Origin of the sequence: Sphaerospermopsis aphanizomenoides BCCUSP55 (genome assembly GCF_001586785.1) — a bacterium.
GTDB lineage: Bacteria > Cyanobacteriota > Cyanobacteriia > Cyanobacteriales > Nostocaceae > Sphaerospermopsis_A > Sphaerospermopsis_A aphanizomenoides_A.
Genome location: NZ_LUFH02000007.1, coordinates 66,056 through 84,134, shown reverse-complemented (window position 1 = coordinate 84,134; position 18,079 = coordinate 66,056). Strand labels below are relative to the sequence as shown.

8 protein-coding genes are annotated in these 18,079 nt (G+C 36.5%); 7 read left to right on the top strand and 1 reads right to left on the bottom strand.

Annotated elements, in window-relative coordinates; genetic code table 11:
* Positions 1-4: 4 nt before the first annotated feature.
* Positions 5-2,431 (top strand): response regulator, encoded by a 2,427-nt coding sequence (locus tag A0J48_RS03310; protein WP_200320305.1) that lies wholly within the window; start codon positions 5-7, stop codon positions 2,429-2,431.
* Between the two features lie 352 nt (positions 2,432-2,783).
* Positions 2,784-4,172: a diguanylate cyclase domain-containing protein gene (locus A0J48_RS03305; protein WP_200320303.1), complete on the top strand. Its 1,389-nt coding sequence runs from the start codon at positions 2,784-2,786 to the stop codon at positions 4,170-4,172.
* Between the two features lie 126 nt (positions 4,173-4,298).
* Here A0J48_RS03305 and A0J48_RS03300 read toward each other — a convergent pair whose 3' ends face one another.
* The gene (locus tag A0J48_RS03300) at positions 4,299-5,510 is read right to left on the bottom strand and encodes a hypothetical protein (protein ID WP_200320301.1); all 1,212 of its coding nucleotides are present in this window, start codon (positions 5,508-5,510) and stop codon (positions 4,299-4,301) included.
* Between the two features lie 500 nt (positions 5,511-6,010).
* On the opposite strand from A0J48_RS03300, the gene A0J48_RS03295 reads away from it, so the two are divergent.
* From A0J48_RS03295 to A0J48_RS03275, 5 genes are all read left to right on the top strand, one after another.
* Positions 6,011-6,841: a squalene/phytoene synthase family protein gene (locus A0J48_RS03295; protein WP_200320299.1), complete on the top strand. Its 831-nt coding sequence runs from the start codon at positions 6,011-6,013 to the stop codon at positions 6,839-6,841.
* 236 nt (positions 6,842-7,077) lie between these two features.
* Complete coding sequence (locus tag A0J48_RS03290; protein ID WP_200320297.1) at positions 7,078-11,862, top strand: P-loop NTPase fold protein; 4,785 nt, start codon at positions 7,078-7,080, stop codon at positions 11,860-11,862.
* Between the two features lie 138 nt (positions 11,863-12,000).
* Entirely contained in the window at positions 12,001-13,569 is a 1,569-nt protein-coding gene (locus A0J48_RS03285) for a P-loop domain-containing protein (RefSeq protein WP_200320295.1), read from the top strand.
* Positions 13,570-15,726 (top strand): WD40 repeat domain-containing protein, encoded by a 2,157-nt coding sequence (locus A0J48_RS03280; protein ID WP_200320293.1) that lies wholly within the window; start codon positions 13,570-13,572, stop codon positions 15,724-15,726.
* A 1-nt stretch (position 15,727) separates the two neighbouring features.
* Positions 15,728-18,076 carry a hypothetical protein gene (locus A0J48_RS03275; protein ID WP_200320291.1) on the top strand — a complete coding sequence of 783 codons (2,349 nt, stop codon included), beginning with the start codon at positions 15,728-15,730 and terminating at the stop codon, positions 18,074-18,076.
* Positions 18,077-18,079: the final 3 nt, after the last annotated feature.

The window sequence follows — 18,079 nt, the reverse complement described above, 5'->3', positions numbered from 1 at the left end:
GATCATGAAACCTAATCCCCAGCCTGAAAGTAAAGGCACGATTCTTTTAGTAGATGACATTCCTGAAAACTTACAATTACTCAGCGATATACTACTAAATCTTGGTTATACAGTTCGTAGAGTTACAAGTGGGAGGATGGCACTAAAAACGGTAAAAATTAAGAAGCCAGATGTAATTTTGTTGGATATCAAAATGCCAGACATGGATGGTTATCAAGTTTGTCAGGCACTCAAAGCAGAACAACAACTAGCAGATATTCCTGTAATTTTTATCAGTGCTTTAGATGAAGCTTTTGACAAAGTAAAAGCCTTTCAAATAGGTGGCGTAGATTATATTACTAAACCCTTTGAAATAGAAGAAGTAGTAGCACGCTTAGAAAATCAATTAACTATTCAAAGACATCAACGTTATTTATTAGATGAAATAGCTAAACGCAAAGAAGCAGAAGAAATACTTTATCAATCTAGATCATTACTTTCTAGTGTTTTAAATAGTGCGCTGGATGGAATTGCTGCTATGCAAGCCATCCGCCATCCCATCACGGGTGAAATTGAGGATTTTCGTTGCTTAGTCGTCAATCCAATTATTTCCAGAGCATTAGGAAGTAACCGCGATGAATTAATTGGTAAAGTAGCAGTTAAACAATTTTTGAATTATATTGATTCTACACTATTTGACCGATTTGTTGACGTTGTAGAAACTGGGGAATCATTAACTGAAGATTTATACTATCCTTTAGAAACATCTTGTTGGTATCAATATGCGGCAGTAAAATTGGGAGATGGTTTTGCTATTACAGTACGTGATATTACAGTCCGTAAACAAGCCGAAATTGCTCTTCAAGAATCAGAAAACAGATTTTCTACCATTTTTAATAATAGTCCCGATCCCATTTGGATTGCTACATTAGCAGAAGGAATTTGTTTAAATGTTAATGAGAGTTTTTGTCAATTCTTAGGATGTACATCAGATGAAATTTTAGGTCAATCCTGTGTAGACATTCAACTTTGGGAAAACATTGAGGATTTAAAATACTTCAGGCAAATGCTAATTCAGGAAGGGAAAATCCAAAACTTTGAAGTTGTAATTCGCACCAAGTCAAGAGAAGCTAAAAATGTTTTGTTTTCTGCTAAAAGAGAAAAACTGAATGGACAAGATTGCGTAATTGGTGTAATGAAAGATATTACAGAGCGCAAATTAGCCGAACTAGCTTTAGCCAAAGCCAAGGAAACCGCAGAAGCCGCTACTAAAGCCAAGAGCGAGTTTTTAGCTAACATGAGTCATGAAATTCGTACTCCGATGAATGGTGTATTGGGAATGACAGAATTACTCGCTAGTACAAATCTCACAGAGATACAGCGAAACTTTTTACAAACTATTAGAGAAAGCGGTGATGCACTGCTAAATATTATTAATGATATTCTTGATTTTTCAAAAATTGAGTCTGGGATAGTGGAGTTAGAACAAAGAGCTTTTATCTTAGAAGATATTTTGCAATCAGTGTTTAATCTTCTCAAGCTTCCAGCATTAGACAAACAAATTAATCTGCAATATTTACATCAAGCAGATATTCCCAAATTTCTGGTAGGAGATGGATCTCGTTTGCGTCAAATACTTCTGAATCTGGTTGGTAATGCAATTAAATTTACCGAGCAAGGAAGTATTTATATTGCCGTTGCTAGTCGAATATTACTAGAACAAAAACAGTGTGAACTGCTCTTTAAGATTAAAGATACAGGTATTGGTATTAATAGCGATCGCATCTTACAGCTATTTCAACCTTTCATTCAAGCTGACGCTTCTATTAGTCGTAAATATGGTGGTACAGGTTTGGGTTTAACTATTTGTAAGAGTTTAGTCGAGTTGATGGGAGGAACAATTTGGGTAGAAAGTTTTGGTCATGTTGGTGGTAATCCTCCCTTCAATTGGACTCCCAATCTGACTGAGCAAGGATCAACTTTTTATTTTACCATCTTGGTATCATTAGTCTCAGATATAGAACAGTCAAAAACATCTTTTTGTACACAGTTGGAAATTGATTACACAATCGCCCAGAAATGTCCTTTAAAAATTTTGTTAGCAGAAGATAACATAGTTAATCAAAAAGTAGCTAGTCAAATCCTCAAAAAACTTGGCTATCAAATGGATCTTGCTAAAAATGGGATAGAAGCTTTAAAAGCAGTTCAAAACCAATCCTATGATGTAGTTTTGATGGATATGCAAATGCCAGAAATGGATGGCTTGACAGCAACAAAATTGATTCGCCAAACACCGATTAATCAGCCTCGGATTGTAGCAATGACAGCCAGTGCTTTACCGAGTGATCGTCAAGCTTGTTTAGATGCAGGCATGGATGATTACATCAGTAAGCCAATCAAGATTGAAGAAGTTGTCCGCACTCTCTTACAATGTTATGGCAAGATGTCGTAAATATCATAGCAACGGACAAGGTGGTGAGGAAATCATAGGATGTTATGGATAACCCAAATTGCTACTTAGGAATTCACATCTTGGTGTAAGATATATTTTTGCTGAAACTAGCTCTCCTGAGTGGGATAATACAGAAAAAATATCTCCGACTATCTGATCATCTGGCATTTATGCCTGAAGAATAGATTAATCAGCTATTATGAAGCAACTATAGAAGAAAGTACCAATTCTGTTATGGAACTAAGAGGAGAAACTCCTAAAACAGAACCTCATTGAATACATTCCTTAACAGGAATAGCCCATTAATTTGAATTTCAACAGTTGGTTGATTTAGCCGCACCCTTGATAAACAATGAATCTTGATTCTGAAAAAGAAACTAAAGGTAATATTCTCCTGGTAGATGACATTCCCGAAAACCTACAACTGTTAAGTGATTTGTTAATCAAACTCGGCTACACTGTTCGCAGTGTCACCAGTGGCAGGATGGCACTCAAAACTGTCAAGGTCAAGCGGCCAGATGTCATACTTTTAGATATCAAAATGCCAGAAATGGATGGATATCAAGTATGTCAGGCACTCAAAATAGATGAAGATTTACGCAATATACCTGTAATTTTTATTAGTGCCTTAGATGATGTTTTTGATAAAGTCAAGGCATTTGAATCAGGGGGTATAGATTATATTACCAAACCTTTTCAAATCGAAGAAGTAGTAGCACGTCTGGAAAATCAGTTGACCATTCAACGTCAGCAACTTCTTCTGCAAAAAGAAATTAATAACCGCAGAGAAACAGAAGAGGTACTGTATCACTCTAGGGCTTTATTAGCTAGTGTTTTAAATAGTTCTCTGGATGGGATTGCTGCTATGCAAGCTGTTAGAGATCCCGTGACTGGAGATATTGAAGATTTTCGTTGCTTGGTTGTCAATCCTGTTATCGCTAGAGTCTTTGAACGTAGTCGGGAAGATTTAATTGGCAAATTGGTATTAAAGAAATTTCTCAGTCATATTGACCCAGAACTTTTTGATAAATTTGTGAAGATTGTAGAAACAGCAGAACCGCTAGAACAGGATTTTTATTATCCATCAGGAGATTCTTCTTGGTTTCACTTTGTGGCAGTAAAATTAGGTGATGGATTTGCAGTTACTATTCGTGATATTACAACGCGAAAACAAATTGAACTAGCTCTGCAACAGGCAAATCACAGACTGGAAATACTGGCAAATTTGGATGGTTTAACTCAGGTAGCTAACCGTCGTTGTTTTAATAATCGGTTGCTACAGGAATGGGAAGAATCGACACAAATACAGCGGCCACTTTCCCTGATTATTTTTGATATTGATGCCTTCAAATATTACAATGATTATTATGGTCATTTAGCTGGTGATGAGTGCCTATTACAAATTGCTCAAGCAGTGTATAAATTTATTCGTCATCTTGATGTAAATCGTCCTGCTGATTTAGTAGCGCGTTATGGTGGTGAAGAATTTGCGGTACTCTTACCTAATACAGATTTAAAGGGTGCTGTTAAGGTCGCAGTTAGAATTCAGGAAGCAATTCACAACCTGGCAATTCCTCATCTTAAGTCCACTGTCAGAGATATTGTCACAGTCAGTTTAGGAATTACGGCACTGATACCCAATAATGAAGTTAAACCAGATACATTAATTGCCGCAGCAGATAAAGCACTGTACGATGCAAAACAACAAGGACGCGATCGCTATTGTCTCCATGCTTTTTAAAGTAAACATTCAGCAGTAAGCTATCAGCAGTCAGCAAGAGGTAGAAGGACGATTAGAAAAGCAGTGAAAGATTGGGTGAAGAGTTTATAAAAATTTTTAGTAATCCCTAATTATTTACGAATTATTTTAAGGTACTGGATACCACTCACCAGACTGTAAAAATCGAATATCATTACCAACCAAATTGACATTATAAATCCATTTAATACTGGAACTGAGATTACTGACAGCATAATTATTACCTCCCAAAACCGTAACTTGCCATCCTGCTTGCACGGACTGACGACAATTTAATTTTTGGTGATCAATATTCAAGCAACGGTCGAAAAATTGAGGAGTTGTCCAATGTAAACGAATCATATCAACTGAGACCTTTCCCCGTTTAGCAGCATCTTTTTGAATTGCCGTTACAATTGAATTGGGTAAACTCTGCATTCCATCAGGTATGGGAGAAAAATTATGGTTAGCAATATCGTTTTTAGAAATATAGTAAACATAGCGATTAGCACCACTGGTCACTATCATTTGCCAACCTTCTACTTCTATATTTGGACAAGTCCCCATTTCTGGTCTTGAAGGACCTGCACCTCCACCTTGACACCAATTCCATTTTGTAGGTTTAATACTTTCTACTCGCAGATTAGAAGTTAAAACTTCATGGCGACTCACAACATCTTCTAACACCTTCACGCCAATATTACGAGGCATTTGTGCTGTTTGTTTGGGTAAAAATAAACTTAAATTTCCATAATTTAAATCTTTGCCATCCAGTCCCAATAAGAATGGTTTCTCTCTACCTTCTACAAGAACACGCCATCCTAAAATCGGCTTGACTTTGCAAGTAGCGTTAATGGGACAGTCAGGAAAACCTTTAGTTAGTTGTGCTGCAACAATACGCAAGCGATTGGGTTTTATTGCCAATTTTTTAGATAAAGTAGAGATAATAGTATTATTTAAACTTGCGATCGCATCAAGGGTAATAAATCCATTATTCGTGACATAATAAACCCACTTTTCACCTTGACCACTCATAGTTATACGCCAGCCAGAACGGGATCTAGCTTGACAAGGTTGAGGAGGAATAAGACCTGATTTGTTAGGTAAACAGTCTTCCCAGGTCGCTATTTCAGATTTAGTCAATTTTAGTGATTTGCTGTTAATTTGCAATGGCAGCGCCATGTTTTCCCGCACTGCGGTTTCTAGATTTTGGGGCAGATTTTTTGGTGTAGTGGCTATCGTTGCTTTAAGGGAATTCTGGGTTAGTATTTTTGGTGACAAAATCAGAGTGCTAATACCAATTAACCCCACCACACTACACAGAAGTATTTGGACTTTCATAATTTTTTCCATTTCATTGGGTCAACTTGTTATTTATTTGACTAAATTTGCGTAATTTATGTTTCTAACACATACAGCATCTTGCAGGTAAATAAAGCACAAAATTTACACCAAAAATCAAGTATCAAGCAAGTTTTACTCCTGAATGCTGATCTGAATTCTGGCGTAACTACTTAGACAACTGGGTGATTCAATTTTGCCTGAGACGCTGTAGCGTGACATTGAGCGCAACATCATATCCTAATCTAGCTAATTACTGATAGCAGCTTGTTTGTCTAGATTGTTCTCTATTCTCACAAAAAAGTTGTTGTCACCAAAACCCTATATACTAGACTAGAATTCCATAAATTTGAGATTTTTGTTAATTCCGATACCGTAAACTCTAAATTTTTAGATGAAATACTAGATAGTTTTTCATATTTTTTAAGTAGAAACTAAATCCAGTATCATCAAAAGACACGAAATTGATGTGGTGTGACCAGCAAGAGAGGAGTGAAACAATGGATTTACGTGGAGATGCATTGCAAATCCTAAAAGAAACTAGTCGAACGTTTTATATACCAATCAGTATTTTACCCCCAGGATTACAGGAAGCAGTTGCATCAGCCTACTTGTGTATGCGTGCCATTGATGAAATCGAAGATCATCCACAATTAGATAATGCCACCAAGTCATACCTGTTGCGAAATATCAGTCAAACATTACAAGCAGGAGTGGATGGTTTTCCGGTAGATGCTTTTTCTGTCGGGTTTAGCGGCCATGAAAATTCCTTAGCAGAAGTAAGTTTAAGAATTAGAGAATGGTCAATTTTAGCACCTGAAAGCATTGCGCCTCGCATTTGGGATGCTACAGCAGCAATGGCTGATAGAATGGCTTATTGGGCAGAAGTCAACTGGAAAATTAGCACCGAATCTGATTTAGATCGTTACACATTTAGTGTGGCAGGTGCAGTCGGCTTGTTACTCTCAGATTTATGGTGTTGGTATGATGGCACCCAAACCAACCGCACTCAAGCAATTGGTTTTGGCAGAGGTTTACAAGCAGTGAATATTCTCCGTAATAATGCTGAAGATTTAACCCGTGGTGTAGACTTTTTTCCCCAAGGGTGGAATCAAGACCAGCTTCAAGAATATGCACGTCGGAATCTATCCTTGGGAGATGCTTATACTAACTCCCTTCCTAACGGACCGGCTTTACAATTCTGTCAAATTCCTCTGGCTTTAGCACATGGTACTCTTGATGCTTTAGCTAATGGCAAGGAAAAACTCAGCCGTAGTGATGTTTATGCCTTGATTGAAAATCTGATGAGTATCAATGTGAAAGCTGGTTAATTATTACAAGAATAAGCCATCTTCTTTGATTTGTGAACAAGGAGAAAGTGGGTAATGGGTAAAATTTTCACCTATTACCCATAGCTGAATTATTATTCATGTCTGCGTTCACAACACAAATCGTTGTCAGATCCAATTCAGATAATTACTGTAAATAAACGTATAAAAGTATTTACAACCCAAAAGTATCGTAGTAAAACCAGTATCACCCACACACAACTGGTAACATTACTGGTATGGAAGCACCCCAAGGTCAACAAGAAATAAGCGGCCAACAATTTAGCAGCCCAGAAATCGAAGTTGGCATAGAAGCACCCCAAGACCTAGAAGCGGCAACCCCAGAACCGGAAAAACCCTTTGCCCAATTTATCTCTAATGTCCTGACTGTTGCCATTTCAGAGGATGGACGAATCATAGCCGTTGGTTTAGCAGATGGAACAATAGAAATTTGGGATTTGCTACTAAGAAAAAAAAGAGTGAGATTTAGCGCCCATGAAAATTCTGTGACATCCGTAGCCATGACTAAGGACGGGCAAACAATTGTTAGTGGTGGTACTGATGAGAAAGTAAGGTTATGGGACAGACAGGGGCAACCTATTGGTAATATTTTTACTGGACATGGCGGTCATGTCTATTCAGTTGCCATTAGCAAAGATGGGGAAACAATTGTTAGCGGTGGTGAAGATGGTACAGTGCGTTTGTGGAATCGGCAAGGAGAACCTATCAGCGATCCCTGGAATGAGAACGCTGGTGTTGTTAGATCGGTAGCTATCAGTAGTGATGGTGAGACTATTGTTAGCAGTCGCGGTGATCAAACAGTGCGGTTATGGAACAGACAAGGACAACCCATTGGCAATCTTTTCACCAAACATGAAGATTATGTAACTTCAGTAGCCATTAGTGAAGATGGACAAACAATTGTCAGTGGTGGTAGGGATGGAAAAGTGTGGGTGTTTGACAGAGAAGGAGAAAGCCTCGGCAACCCCTTTACTCAAAATTCTGGTTTTATTAAATCAGTAACCATCAGTAGTGATGGTAAGAATATCGTTACCGAAAATCCTGGTATTGTTCGATCAGTTGCTATCAGTAGCGACGGTCAAACAATTGTCAGTGCTGGCAGCAACCAAAAAGTTTGGTTGTCAAATAGGCAAGGAGAACTCATCAGTAATCCCTTGATTGGTCATGAAAGTTCTGTATACTCAGTAGCTATTAGTAACGATGGTAAGACTATCGTTAGTGGTGGAATAGATCGCACAGTAAGAGTGTGGAATAGGCAGGGACAAACCATCGCAGATCCCTTTAGTGGCCATCCAGATAATGTGACTGCATTAGCTATTAGTCACGATGGGGAGACTATTGTTAGTGCTGGTGAAAAAGGAACAGTACATTTATGGGACAAGCGAGGACAACCTTTAGTTTTCTGGGCTGGTCATCTAGGTTATATATACTCAGTAGCCATCAGCAATGATGGTCAAACTATTGTTACTGCTAGTAGTGATCATACATTGCAGTTATGGGATAGACAAGGTAATCATATTGCTGATACCTTTACTGGTCATGAAGGTTCTGTGTATTCAGTCGCTATCAGTAGCGATGGTGAGATGATTGTTAGTGGTGGCAGTGACGCAACAGTAAGATTATGGAACCCAGAGGGAAAAGCCATCACTAATCCTATTACTGGACATCAAGGTGCGGTTAAATCAGTAACCATCAGTCAGGATGGACAAACTGTTGTTAGTGGTGATAGTAACGGGACAGTAAGATTATGGAATAGAGAAGGAAAAGCGATCGCAAATCCTTTGAATGGCCATCAAGCAGGTGTCAAATCAGTAACTATCAGTCAAGATGGACAGACAATCCTCAGTAGTGGTGAAGATGGAACAGTAAGATTGTGGAACAGAGAAGGAAAACCTCTCGGTAAAACTTTTTTGTTCACTCAGCTTATGTCAATTCACGCAGGTTTTAGTCCTGATGGCAGTACCATTGTCACTGGTAGCGATGACGGAACAGTGAGGTTATGGGATGTTTCTGATCCCCAACGTAAGCGACAGATCGAAATTGGCCAACACCAACGAGAAGTTTGTGCGGTTGTTTTTGATCCCCAAGGAGATTACATTTTTAGTGCTAGTAAAGATGGTATCAAGGTTTGGCACTGGGAAGGGTTTAATATTCGTCGTGTTTCCCAACCTTTTAGCAATGACCAACCGACCGGTGAAGACTCTCTCGATGTAGCTAAGGAACTGCAATCTTTAGCTGATGTGTTGATGTTGCGGAGTCTTCAACCTCCTTTAGCAGTAGCCATCTTAGGTGGTTGGGGTAGTGGAAAATCCTTTGGAATGCACCTCATAGAAAAACAAATTACCAAAATTCGCTGTCAACAACTAACTGCAAAACAAACATGGGGTGAAAAAGGAGATGAACCAAATCTTTCTCCTTATGTTGGTCATGTTTATCAAATTAAATTTAACGCCTGGAGTTATGCTAAGTCTGATTTGTGGGCAAGTTTAATGCAGACTATTTTTGATCAACTTGACCGTCAATTAACTTTAGAAAAACAGTTAGGAGAAGTTTCTGATTTGCTGGCTGGTGGTGAAATTTGGCGTGTCATAAATCAGATGAATGATAGTGATAGGAAGGCAATTTTAGAATCGGAACTAACAGCAGAATTATTTGCTAACTTACAAGATAAAAATGCTGATAGTAATGCCCTTTGGGATATTCTCAGTCAAGTTAGACAAGAAGAACAGGAGAAACTCAAACGCACGGAGGAAGAATTACGAAATTTAGAAGCAGAAGTTAAAAATAAGAATCAAGAAATTGAGGATGAATTTAATCAAAAAATTAGGCAAATTGAACAGAGTTTTAATCAAGAGGTGAACAATATTGAGGCAAATGTTGAACAAGAAATGACAGATTTATCAATATTGATTGTTTTTCTGTCTCAACTCAAAGAAACACTTAAGGATGATTTTGGTGATTCGATCCTCAAAGATTTTCTCCATATCTGTGGCTTTAAAGATAGAAAAGATTTAGAAGCACAGTTTCCGATGCTGAAGTTAGATAAATTATCTGAATCTAATCTGATAGATATAGCACAGGAATTAGTTACTACAAAAGATGAAAAAATTCAAAATATTGTTAATAATGTCCAAAAAATAACTCATTTTCTGGAAGAACAACCTAGTCAAATAGTTGGGTTAATTGAATTTACTAAAAAAGACAGAAAAACATTATTTATCTTTTTAGGTGCAACTGCTTTACCATTTATTGCTTATTTTGTCATGGTTGCCGTTATACCAAAGCTGTTACCAGTTTTAAAAGAACTATCTATAGCTTTAAAACTTTGGGTAACAAGTGTGTGTGCTATCCCATCTATTTATAATGGAATAGAAATATTCAAAAGAATCCAAGTATGGCAAGTCAAAACAGTGAGATTTTTACAAGTGGCTAGGGAAAATGTCAAAGAAGAAAAACAGAAACTAAATCAAAGTAAAGAAGAAAAAATTAAAGCACAAATTAATCAACGCAAAGAAGAATATGAACAAAGTCAAGTTAAGGAAATTTTCGCTAGAAAGGAATTAGCGACACAAGAATTAACTGCAAAACAGCAGGAAATCGAAAAACTGCAATTACAAGTGGAAAGACAAAAACAGCGTGTTGGCTTAACTGCCCAGTATACATCTTTACTGGATTTTGTCAACAATCGTTTAGAGGATAATTCCTATCAAAAACTTCTGGGAATAATGCACCAAATTCAGGATGATTTACAAGATTTATCCGAACATTTAACCTATCAAACAGGACGTACAAATCCTGATAAAATAAAAGATTTGAAACCACTTTTCCCCAGGGGTCCAGCAAGAATAGTTTTATATATAGATGATTTAGACCGTTGTCCTCCTGATAGAGTTGTTCAAGTTCTAGAAGCTGTACAATTATTATTAAATACTGAACTTTTTATCGTTATCTTAGCAATAGATGACCGTTATATTGGTCGTGCTTTGGAACACATTTACAGAGGAGTTTTAAAACGTGGTGGTACTCCTTCTGGTGTGGACTATTTGGAAAAAATAATTCAAATTCCCTACAGAATGCGGCCTATTAGTAAAGATGTGACAGCAAGTTATTTAAAGTCTTTAGTAGATATTGAGGAGGAGGCTAAAAAAGACAATCAAGAAGATATGATTTTACAACAAACAAGAGGAGAAAATACTATTTCCAGCCAACAAATAAATGAGAAAATTAGCTTCTTAAAAGGATTAGAAGAATTCCCAGAAAATATTCAACAAGATGAAATTTTAGAAATACCTGTTGTTCCTGAAAAACAAACAGAGAGAGATGGGAATTTACAAGAATATACTCCAACTCCAAATTCAGGTATTAAAGTTATTTCTCAACCCAGAACTGAAGAATTTAATTCTGAAACTAATAGAAAGATACAACATTCTGCCAATACAGAACCCTTAGTAAGTTGGGAAAGATTTACTGCTGAAGAGTTCCAGTGGATATCAGAATCTTGTCAGCACGTTGACTTAACCCCAAGAACTGCAAAGCGACTAATTAATATTGGCAAAATCATTAAAATTATCTGGACACCCCTACCTAATGACACAACATGGAAACAAGAACCGAAACCAGAATATAAACAGACATTAATTGCATTTTTAGCTTTAGCTGGTAGATATCCCAAGGAAATGCGAAAGTTATTAGAAGAGATTTATTTGGAATTTGAAGAAACCGATGGATATACAGTCATAATTAAAAAAGATGAATGGTTAGACCGTTTACAAAAACAAGATGTATTTATGGATAGACATAACCAGAGGGAGTGGAAAAAGTTTAAAAATGACTTGATGAAAATGTCACCCCAAGACAAATTTTACTTTGAAAAGAGAACTTTCAATTTAGCTAGGTCTTTCTGTTTTGTTGGTGATGTTGGTTATGACCCCGATGATTATTATAATCGAGAGTATAGATTTGAAGACAGGAAGAAAGATTATGGTTTTCAAAGGGGTGAATAGAATTATCAATTGACAATTGATAATTGATAATTGACAATTAATTGATAATAACTTAGAAGTCCGGCTCCGATGCGGAGAGTGGTTGGAGTAAAGTTTATCGAACTCAAGTTTAAAATAGTTAATTTCAGGTAATCAATTATGATAGAATTTGCAGCTATTACTTCCGTAATTACTAAATATGCTCCTCAAGCTAGTCAATTAATCATTAAACAAGCTCAAAAAAACGAAGCCGTTATCAAAGTTCTGCAAGAATTAAAACTCAATCCTACCCAAATTCTTGAAGATGTTGATACTGTTTATGGCTACACTCTAGTAAAGTATGGTGTATTTAAGTCGGAAGCAATTTTAAATTTGTTTAGAGAGAAAGTAATTAAAGATTTTTTTTGGGATGCTTACAGTAATAATGCTCCCTTTCAGTTTGTAGAAAATACCAAAAAATTTCTAAATCAGAATAACGAACTAAAAACCCAGATAATTAACGCCAAAATCAACTTTTCCGCTGAATTAGAAGAATTTGGAGAAGCTTTTATTGCAGTCGCTAAACAAACAAAAGCCTCAAAATATCAGCCTTATCCAGATTGGAACTTAGATGTTTATCCCAAAGAATTTAAAGCGTTAATTTTTGAAAAAACTCGCTTATTTTGTGGTCGGGATTTTGTTTTTAAAGCTATTAATAACTTTTTCACAACTCAATCCAAAGGTTATTTTACTGTAATTGGGGATGCAGGAATGGGAAAAAGTGCTATTTCTGCTAAATATATTTCCGTGATTAAATGTCCTTGTTATTTTAATGTCTTTGCAGAAGGACGCAATAAGCCAGAACAGTTTTTAGCGAATATTCGTCAACAGTTAATTAAACGTTATTCCCTCCAAAATGCAGATAACGCTGATTTAAGGACTTTACTGCAAAAAGCCAGCGAAAAATTAACCCAAGGACAAAAACTAATTATTGTTGTTGATGCACTAGATGAAGTTGAACAAGAAGGAAATAGTAATCTGTTAGATTTACCACAAAATCTACCTGATGGCATCTATTTTTTACTAACGAGAAGACCTTATAATCAAGAAACAAAACGTTTAACTTTATCTCCCGATACTCCTACGGCTGAATTAGATTTAACAAAGGAAGATTATTCAGCTTTGAGTCAAGAAGATATCAAAGAATATATTCAGTTATTCTTGAATAACGAACCTAAACTGAAAGATTGGATTAACGAGCGTAATATTTCTGAAGAGAATTTTATTCAGGAAATAGCCGTTAAGAGTGAAAATAATTTCATCTATTTGCGCTATCTACTACCTGGTATTGCTGAAGGTAAATACAATGATTTAACTTTAAAGGGATTACCTCAAGGATTGCAAGATTATTATACAACTCATTGGCAGAGGATGGGCATGGATAAAGAAGCCAATGAACAGAAGGTGAAAATACTTTATATTTTGGTAGAAAGAGGTGAACCTATATCTCTAAATCTGATTGCAGAAATTCTGGATGAAGATGAATATGAAGTGAAATCAGTGTTAAATGATTGGGTTGAATATGTAACCCCGAAAGTAAATGCAGAGGAACAAAAAACTTACTATAGTATTTATCATCGCAGTTTCCTGGAATTTCTTAAAGGTCAAGATAAGTTAGGTAAAGGTCGGAAATTATTTAGAGAAGTTAATAAGAGTATGGCTAATTATATGCTCAAGGAGATGGAATAAATGGGGAGCATTGCCACTAAATTAGCTTCAAAATCAGCAGAATTTACAAGGATGTTTTTAGGACAGTTTCCTGAACAACAGTTAAAAGCGGGAAACTTAGAACAGTATTATCAAACTCTCACGGATTTTGATTTTATTTCTTTGAAAACTGAAAATCATAAATTTGGAGTAGAACCGCTAATCAGAGATTATGAGCTAATTGAAAATGCTGAAATATTAGAGAAATTAGAAGAGGATGAAAAACTAGAACCGGAACAAGTTAAAATATTGAAATTGATTCAACGTACCCTACAGCTATCAGCCCATATTTTGAATGAAGATAAAAACCATTTGGTAAGTCAATTATGGGGAAGATTACAGGGGTTTGAACAATTAGATATTCAGAAAATATTGGCAGATGCAGCAGAAAGTAAAAGTGAAATTCCGCGATTGCGTCCTGTTACAGCAAGTTTAACTACTCCAGGTAGAAATCTATTACGTACTTTGACTGGTCATAAAAGCTGGGTACAAGCAGTAGCAATTACCCCAGATGCTAAAAAAGCTGTTTCTGGTTCACATGACAAAATCCTAAAGGTATGGGATTTGGAAAAGGGAACAGAAATTTTTACTCTGACAGGTCATAATTACTCAGTATATGCAGTAGCCATTACTCCAGATGGTAAAAAAGGTATTTCTACATCAGTTGACAAGACGGTGAAGGTGTGGAATTTAGAAACAGGAAAAGTAATCTCTACTCTGACAGGTCATAAAGACTGGGTAACAGCAATAGCCATTACCTCCGATGGAAAAAAAGCTGTTTCTGGTTCTCGTGATTACACAGTGAAGGTATGGGATTTGGAAAAGGGAATAGAAATCTCTACTTTGATTGGTCATAATGACTGGGTAACAGCAGTAGACATTACCTTAGATGGAAAAACAGTAGTTTCTGGTTCACATGACAAGACCCTGAAGGTATGGGATTTGGATAAAGGAAAGGAAATCTTCACCCTGACAGGTCATCAAGACTGGGTAAATACAGTGGCTATTACCCCAGATGGAAAGAAATCTATTTCTGGTTCTCGAGACTACACAGTGAAAGTGTGGGATTTGAAAAAGGGAATAGAAATCTCTACTTTGACTGGTCATAATGACTGGGTAACAGCAGTAGACATTACCTTAGATGGAAAAAAAGCTGTTTCTGCTTGTACTGACCGAATCATCAAAGTTTGGGATTTAGAAAGAGGAAAAGAAATCTCTACTCTGACAGGTCATAATGACTGGGTAAATGTAGTAGCTATTACTCCAGATGGCAAAAAAGCTGTTTCTGGTTCCAATGACAAAACTCTCAAGGTTTGGGATTTAGAAATCTGGGATTTAGAAACAGGAAAAGAAATCTCTATTCTGACAGGTCATAACAATTGGGTAAATACAGTAGCTATTACCCCAGATGGCAAAAAAGCTGTTTCGAGTTCTGTTGATAAGACTCTGAAAGTGTGGGATTTGGAGAAGGGAATAAATATCTCTACTCAAACTAGCTATAAAAACTTGGTAAATGTAATAGCCATAAATATAATAGCCATTACCCCAAATGCTAAAAAAGCTATTTCTAGTTCTGTTGACAAGACTCTAAAGGTGTGGGATTTAGAAACAGGAAAAATAATTTTTGACCTGACAGGTCATAATAACTGGGTAAATGCAGCAGCTATTACCCCAGATGGAAAAAAAGCTGTTTCTGGTTCTGCTGACCAAACTGTTAAGGTATGGGATTTAGAAACAGGAAAACTAATCTCTACCCTGACTGGTCATAGCGGCTGGGTACAAGCAATAGCTATCACACCAGATGGAAAAAAAGCTGTGTCTGCTTCTAATGACAATACTCTGAAGGTATGGGATTTGAATCAGGAAATGGAAATCTATACTCTTCTTATTGGTTACAGTGATTTGGTAACAGCAGTGGCCATTACTCCTGATGCCAAAAGAGTGATTTCTGCTTATGACAACACCCTGAAACTTTGGGATTTAGATAAAGGAACAGAGATATCTACTTTTACTGGTGATAGTTCTATAAATTGCTGTGCAATTTCCCCAGATGGCTTAACAGTTGTCGCAGGAGACACATCAGGACGGATTCATTTCTTACGCTTAGAATTACCAGATATGCTCAAGGAGGTGTCATAAAATGGGGAATCTTGCCAATAAATTAGCCTCAAAATCACCAGAATTTAAAAATATGTTTTTAGGTCAATTTCCTGAACAACAACTAAAAGCAGGAAACACAGATAAATATTATCAAACCCTTACAGATTTTGATTTTATTTCTCTCAAAATTCAATCTCCTAGTTTTGGCGTAGAAGCCCTAATTAAAGATTATGATTTAATTGCTAATCCCGAAATATTAGAAAATTTAGAAGAAGACGAGAAACTAGAAAGCGAAAAAATTAAAACGCTGAAATTAATTCAAAATTCCTTACAATTATCATCCCACATTTTGAGTCAAGACCCAAATCAATTAGTCAGTCAATTATGGGGAAGATTACAAATTTTTCCACAACCAGAAATTCAGAAAATATTACAAGATGCAGCAGCAAGTAACAGTGAAATTCCTCGATTTCGTCCCATTACAGCCAGCTTAACTACTCCTGACGGACAACTACTGCGTACCCTCACAGGTCATGATAACGCAGTTAGAGCAGTAGCAATTACACCTGATGGGAAAAAAGCCGTTTCTGCTTCAGATGACAATACTTTGAAAATATGGGATTTAGAAACAGGAAAGGATATTTTTACTCTTATTGGTCATCACAGTTATGTAAATACAGTAGCAATTACCCCAGATGGTAAAACTGCCATTTCTGGTGCTGATGATAATACTTTAAAACTATGGAATTTAGAAACTGGTAAAGAAATTTATACCCTGAATGGTCATTACAGTTGCGTCAATGCTGTAGCAATAACACCAGATGGTAAAAAAGCCATTTCTGGTTCTGATGACCACACCTTGAAATGCTGGGATTTGGAAACTAGTTTAGAAATTTTTACTCTCACTGGTCATGAAAACTGGGTAAATGCAGTAGCGATTACACCAGATGGTAAAATTGCTGTTTCTGGTTCTGATGACAATACTTTGAAAATATGGGATTTAGAAACAAGTTTAGAAATTTTTACTCTCAGAGGTCATAACGGTTGGGTGAGAACAGTAGCAATTACACCAGATGGGAAAACTGCTGTTTCTGGATCTGATGACAATACTTTGAAACTGTGGGATTTAGAAACAAGCAAAGAAATTTTTACTTTAACTGGTCATAATAATTGGGTGAGAACAGTAGCAATTACACCTGATGGTAAGAAAGCGGTTTCTGGGTCTTATGACAAGACTTTAAAGCTGTGGGATTTGCAGACAGGAAAGGAAATCTCTACTCTTCCTTCTAAACATTATACAAATAATAATAATTCAGTAAATAAATTAGACATTACCCCAAATGGAAAGAAAGCTGTTAAACTGTGGGATTTACAAACAGGAAAATCAATTTCTATTCTCACTGGTTATAATGAATGGATAAATGCAGTAGCTATTACCCCAGATGGAAAAAAAGCCCTTGCTGGTTTAGATGATAAAACTTTAAAATTGTGGGATTTAGACACAGAAACAGAAATATCTTCCCTCACAGGTCATCATGATTGGGTAAATACAATCGCAATTACACCTGATGGGAAAAAAGCGGTTTCTGGTTCTGATGATAAAACTTTGAAATTGTGGGATTTACAAACAGGAACAGAAATTTATACTCTGACTGGTCATCATTCTTGGGTACAAGCAGTAGCTATTACACCAGATAGTAAAAAAGCCGTTTCTGGTGCATCTGATAACACTCTAAAAGTGTGGGATTTAGCAACAAAAAATTTAATTTCTACTCTCACTGGTCATTACGGTTCAATTTGGGCTGTTGCTATTACCCCGGATGGTAAAAAAATCCTTTCTGGTTCAGAAGATATCTCCTTAAAATTGTGGGATTTGAAAACAGGGAAAGAAATTTATACTTTATCTGGTCATAGAGGTGCAATATGGTCTTTAGCTATTACACCAGACGGGAAAAAAGCTATTTCTGGTTCTTGGGATAACAGTTTAAAATTATGGAATTTAGAGACAGGTAAGGAAATTTTTACCCTCTTTGGTCATAGTATGCGAGTGAAAACAGTAGCAATTACCCCAGATGGGAAAAAAGCCCTTTCCGGTTCTGATGATAAAACTTTGAAGCTGTGGGATTTAGAAACAGGAAAGGAAATCTCAACTCTCACTGGTCATGAAAACTGGGTGAGGTCAGTTGCAATTACAAATGATGGGAAAAAAGCGATTTCTAGTTCTGATGATAAGACCTTAAAACTGTGGGATTTAGAAACAGGAAAGGAAATTTCTACTTTTACGGGTGATTCATCAATCATAAGTTGTGCAGTTTCCCCAGATGGTTTGACAATTTTAGCAGGAGAACAATCAGGTCGAGTTCATTTCCTGCGGTTAGAAGGGGGTTAAAAA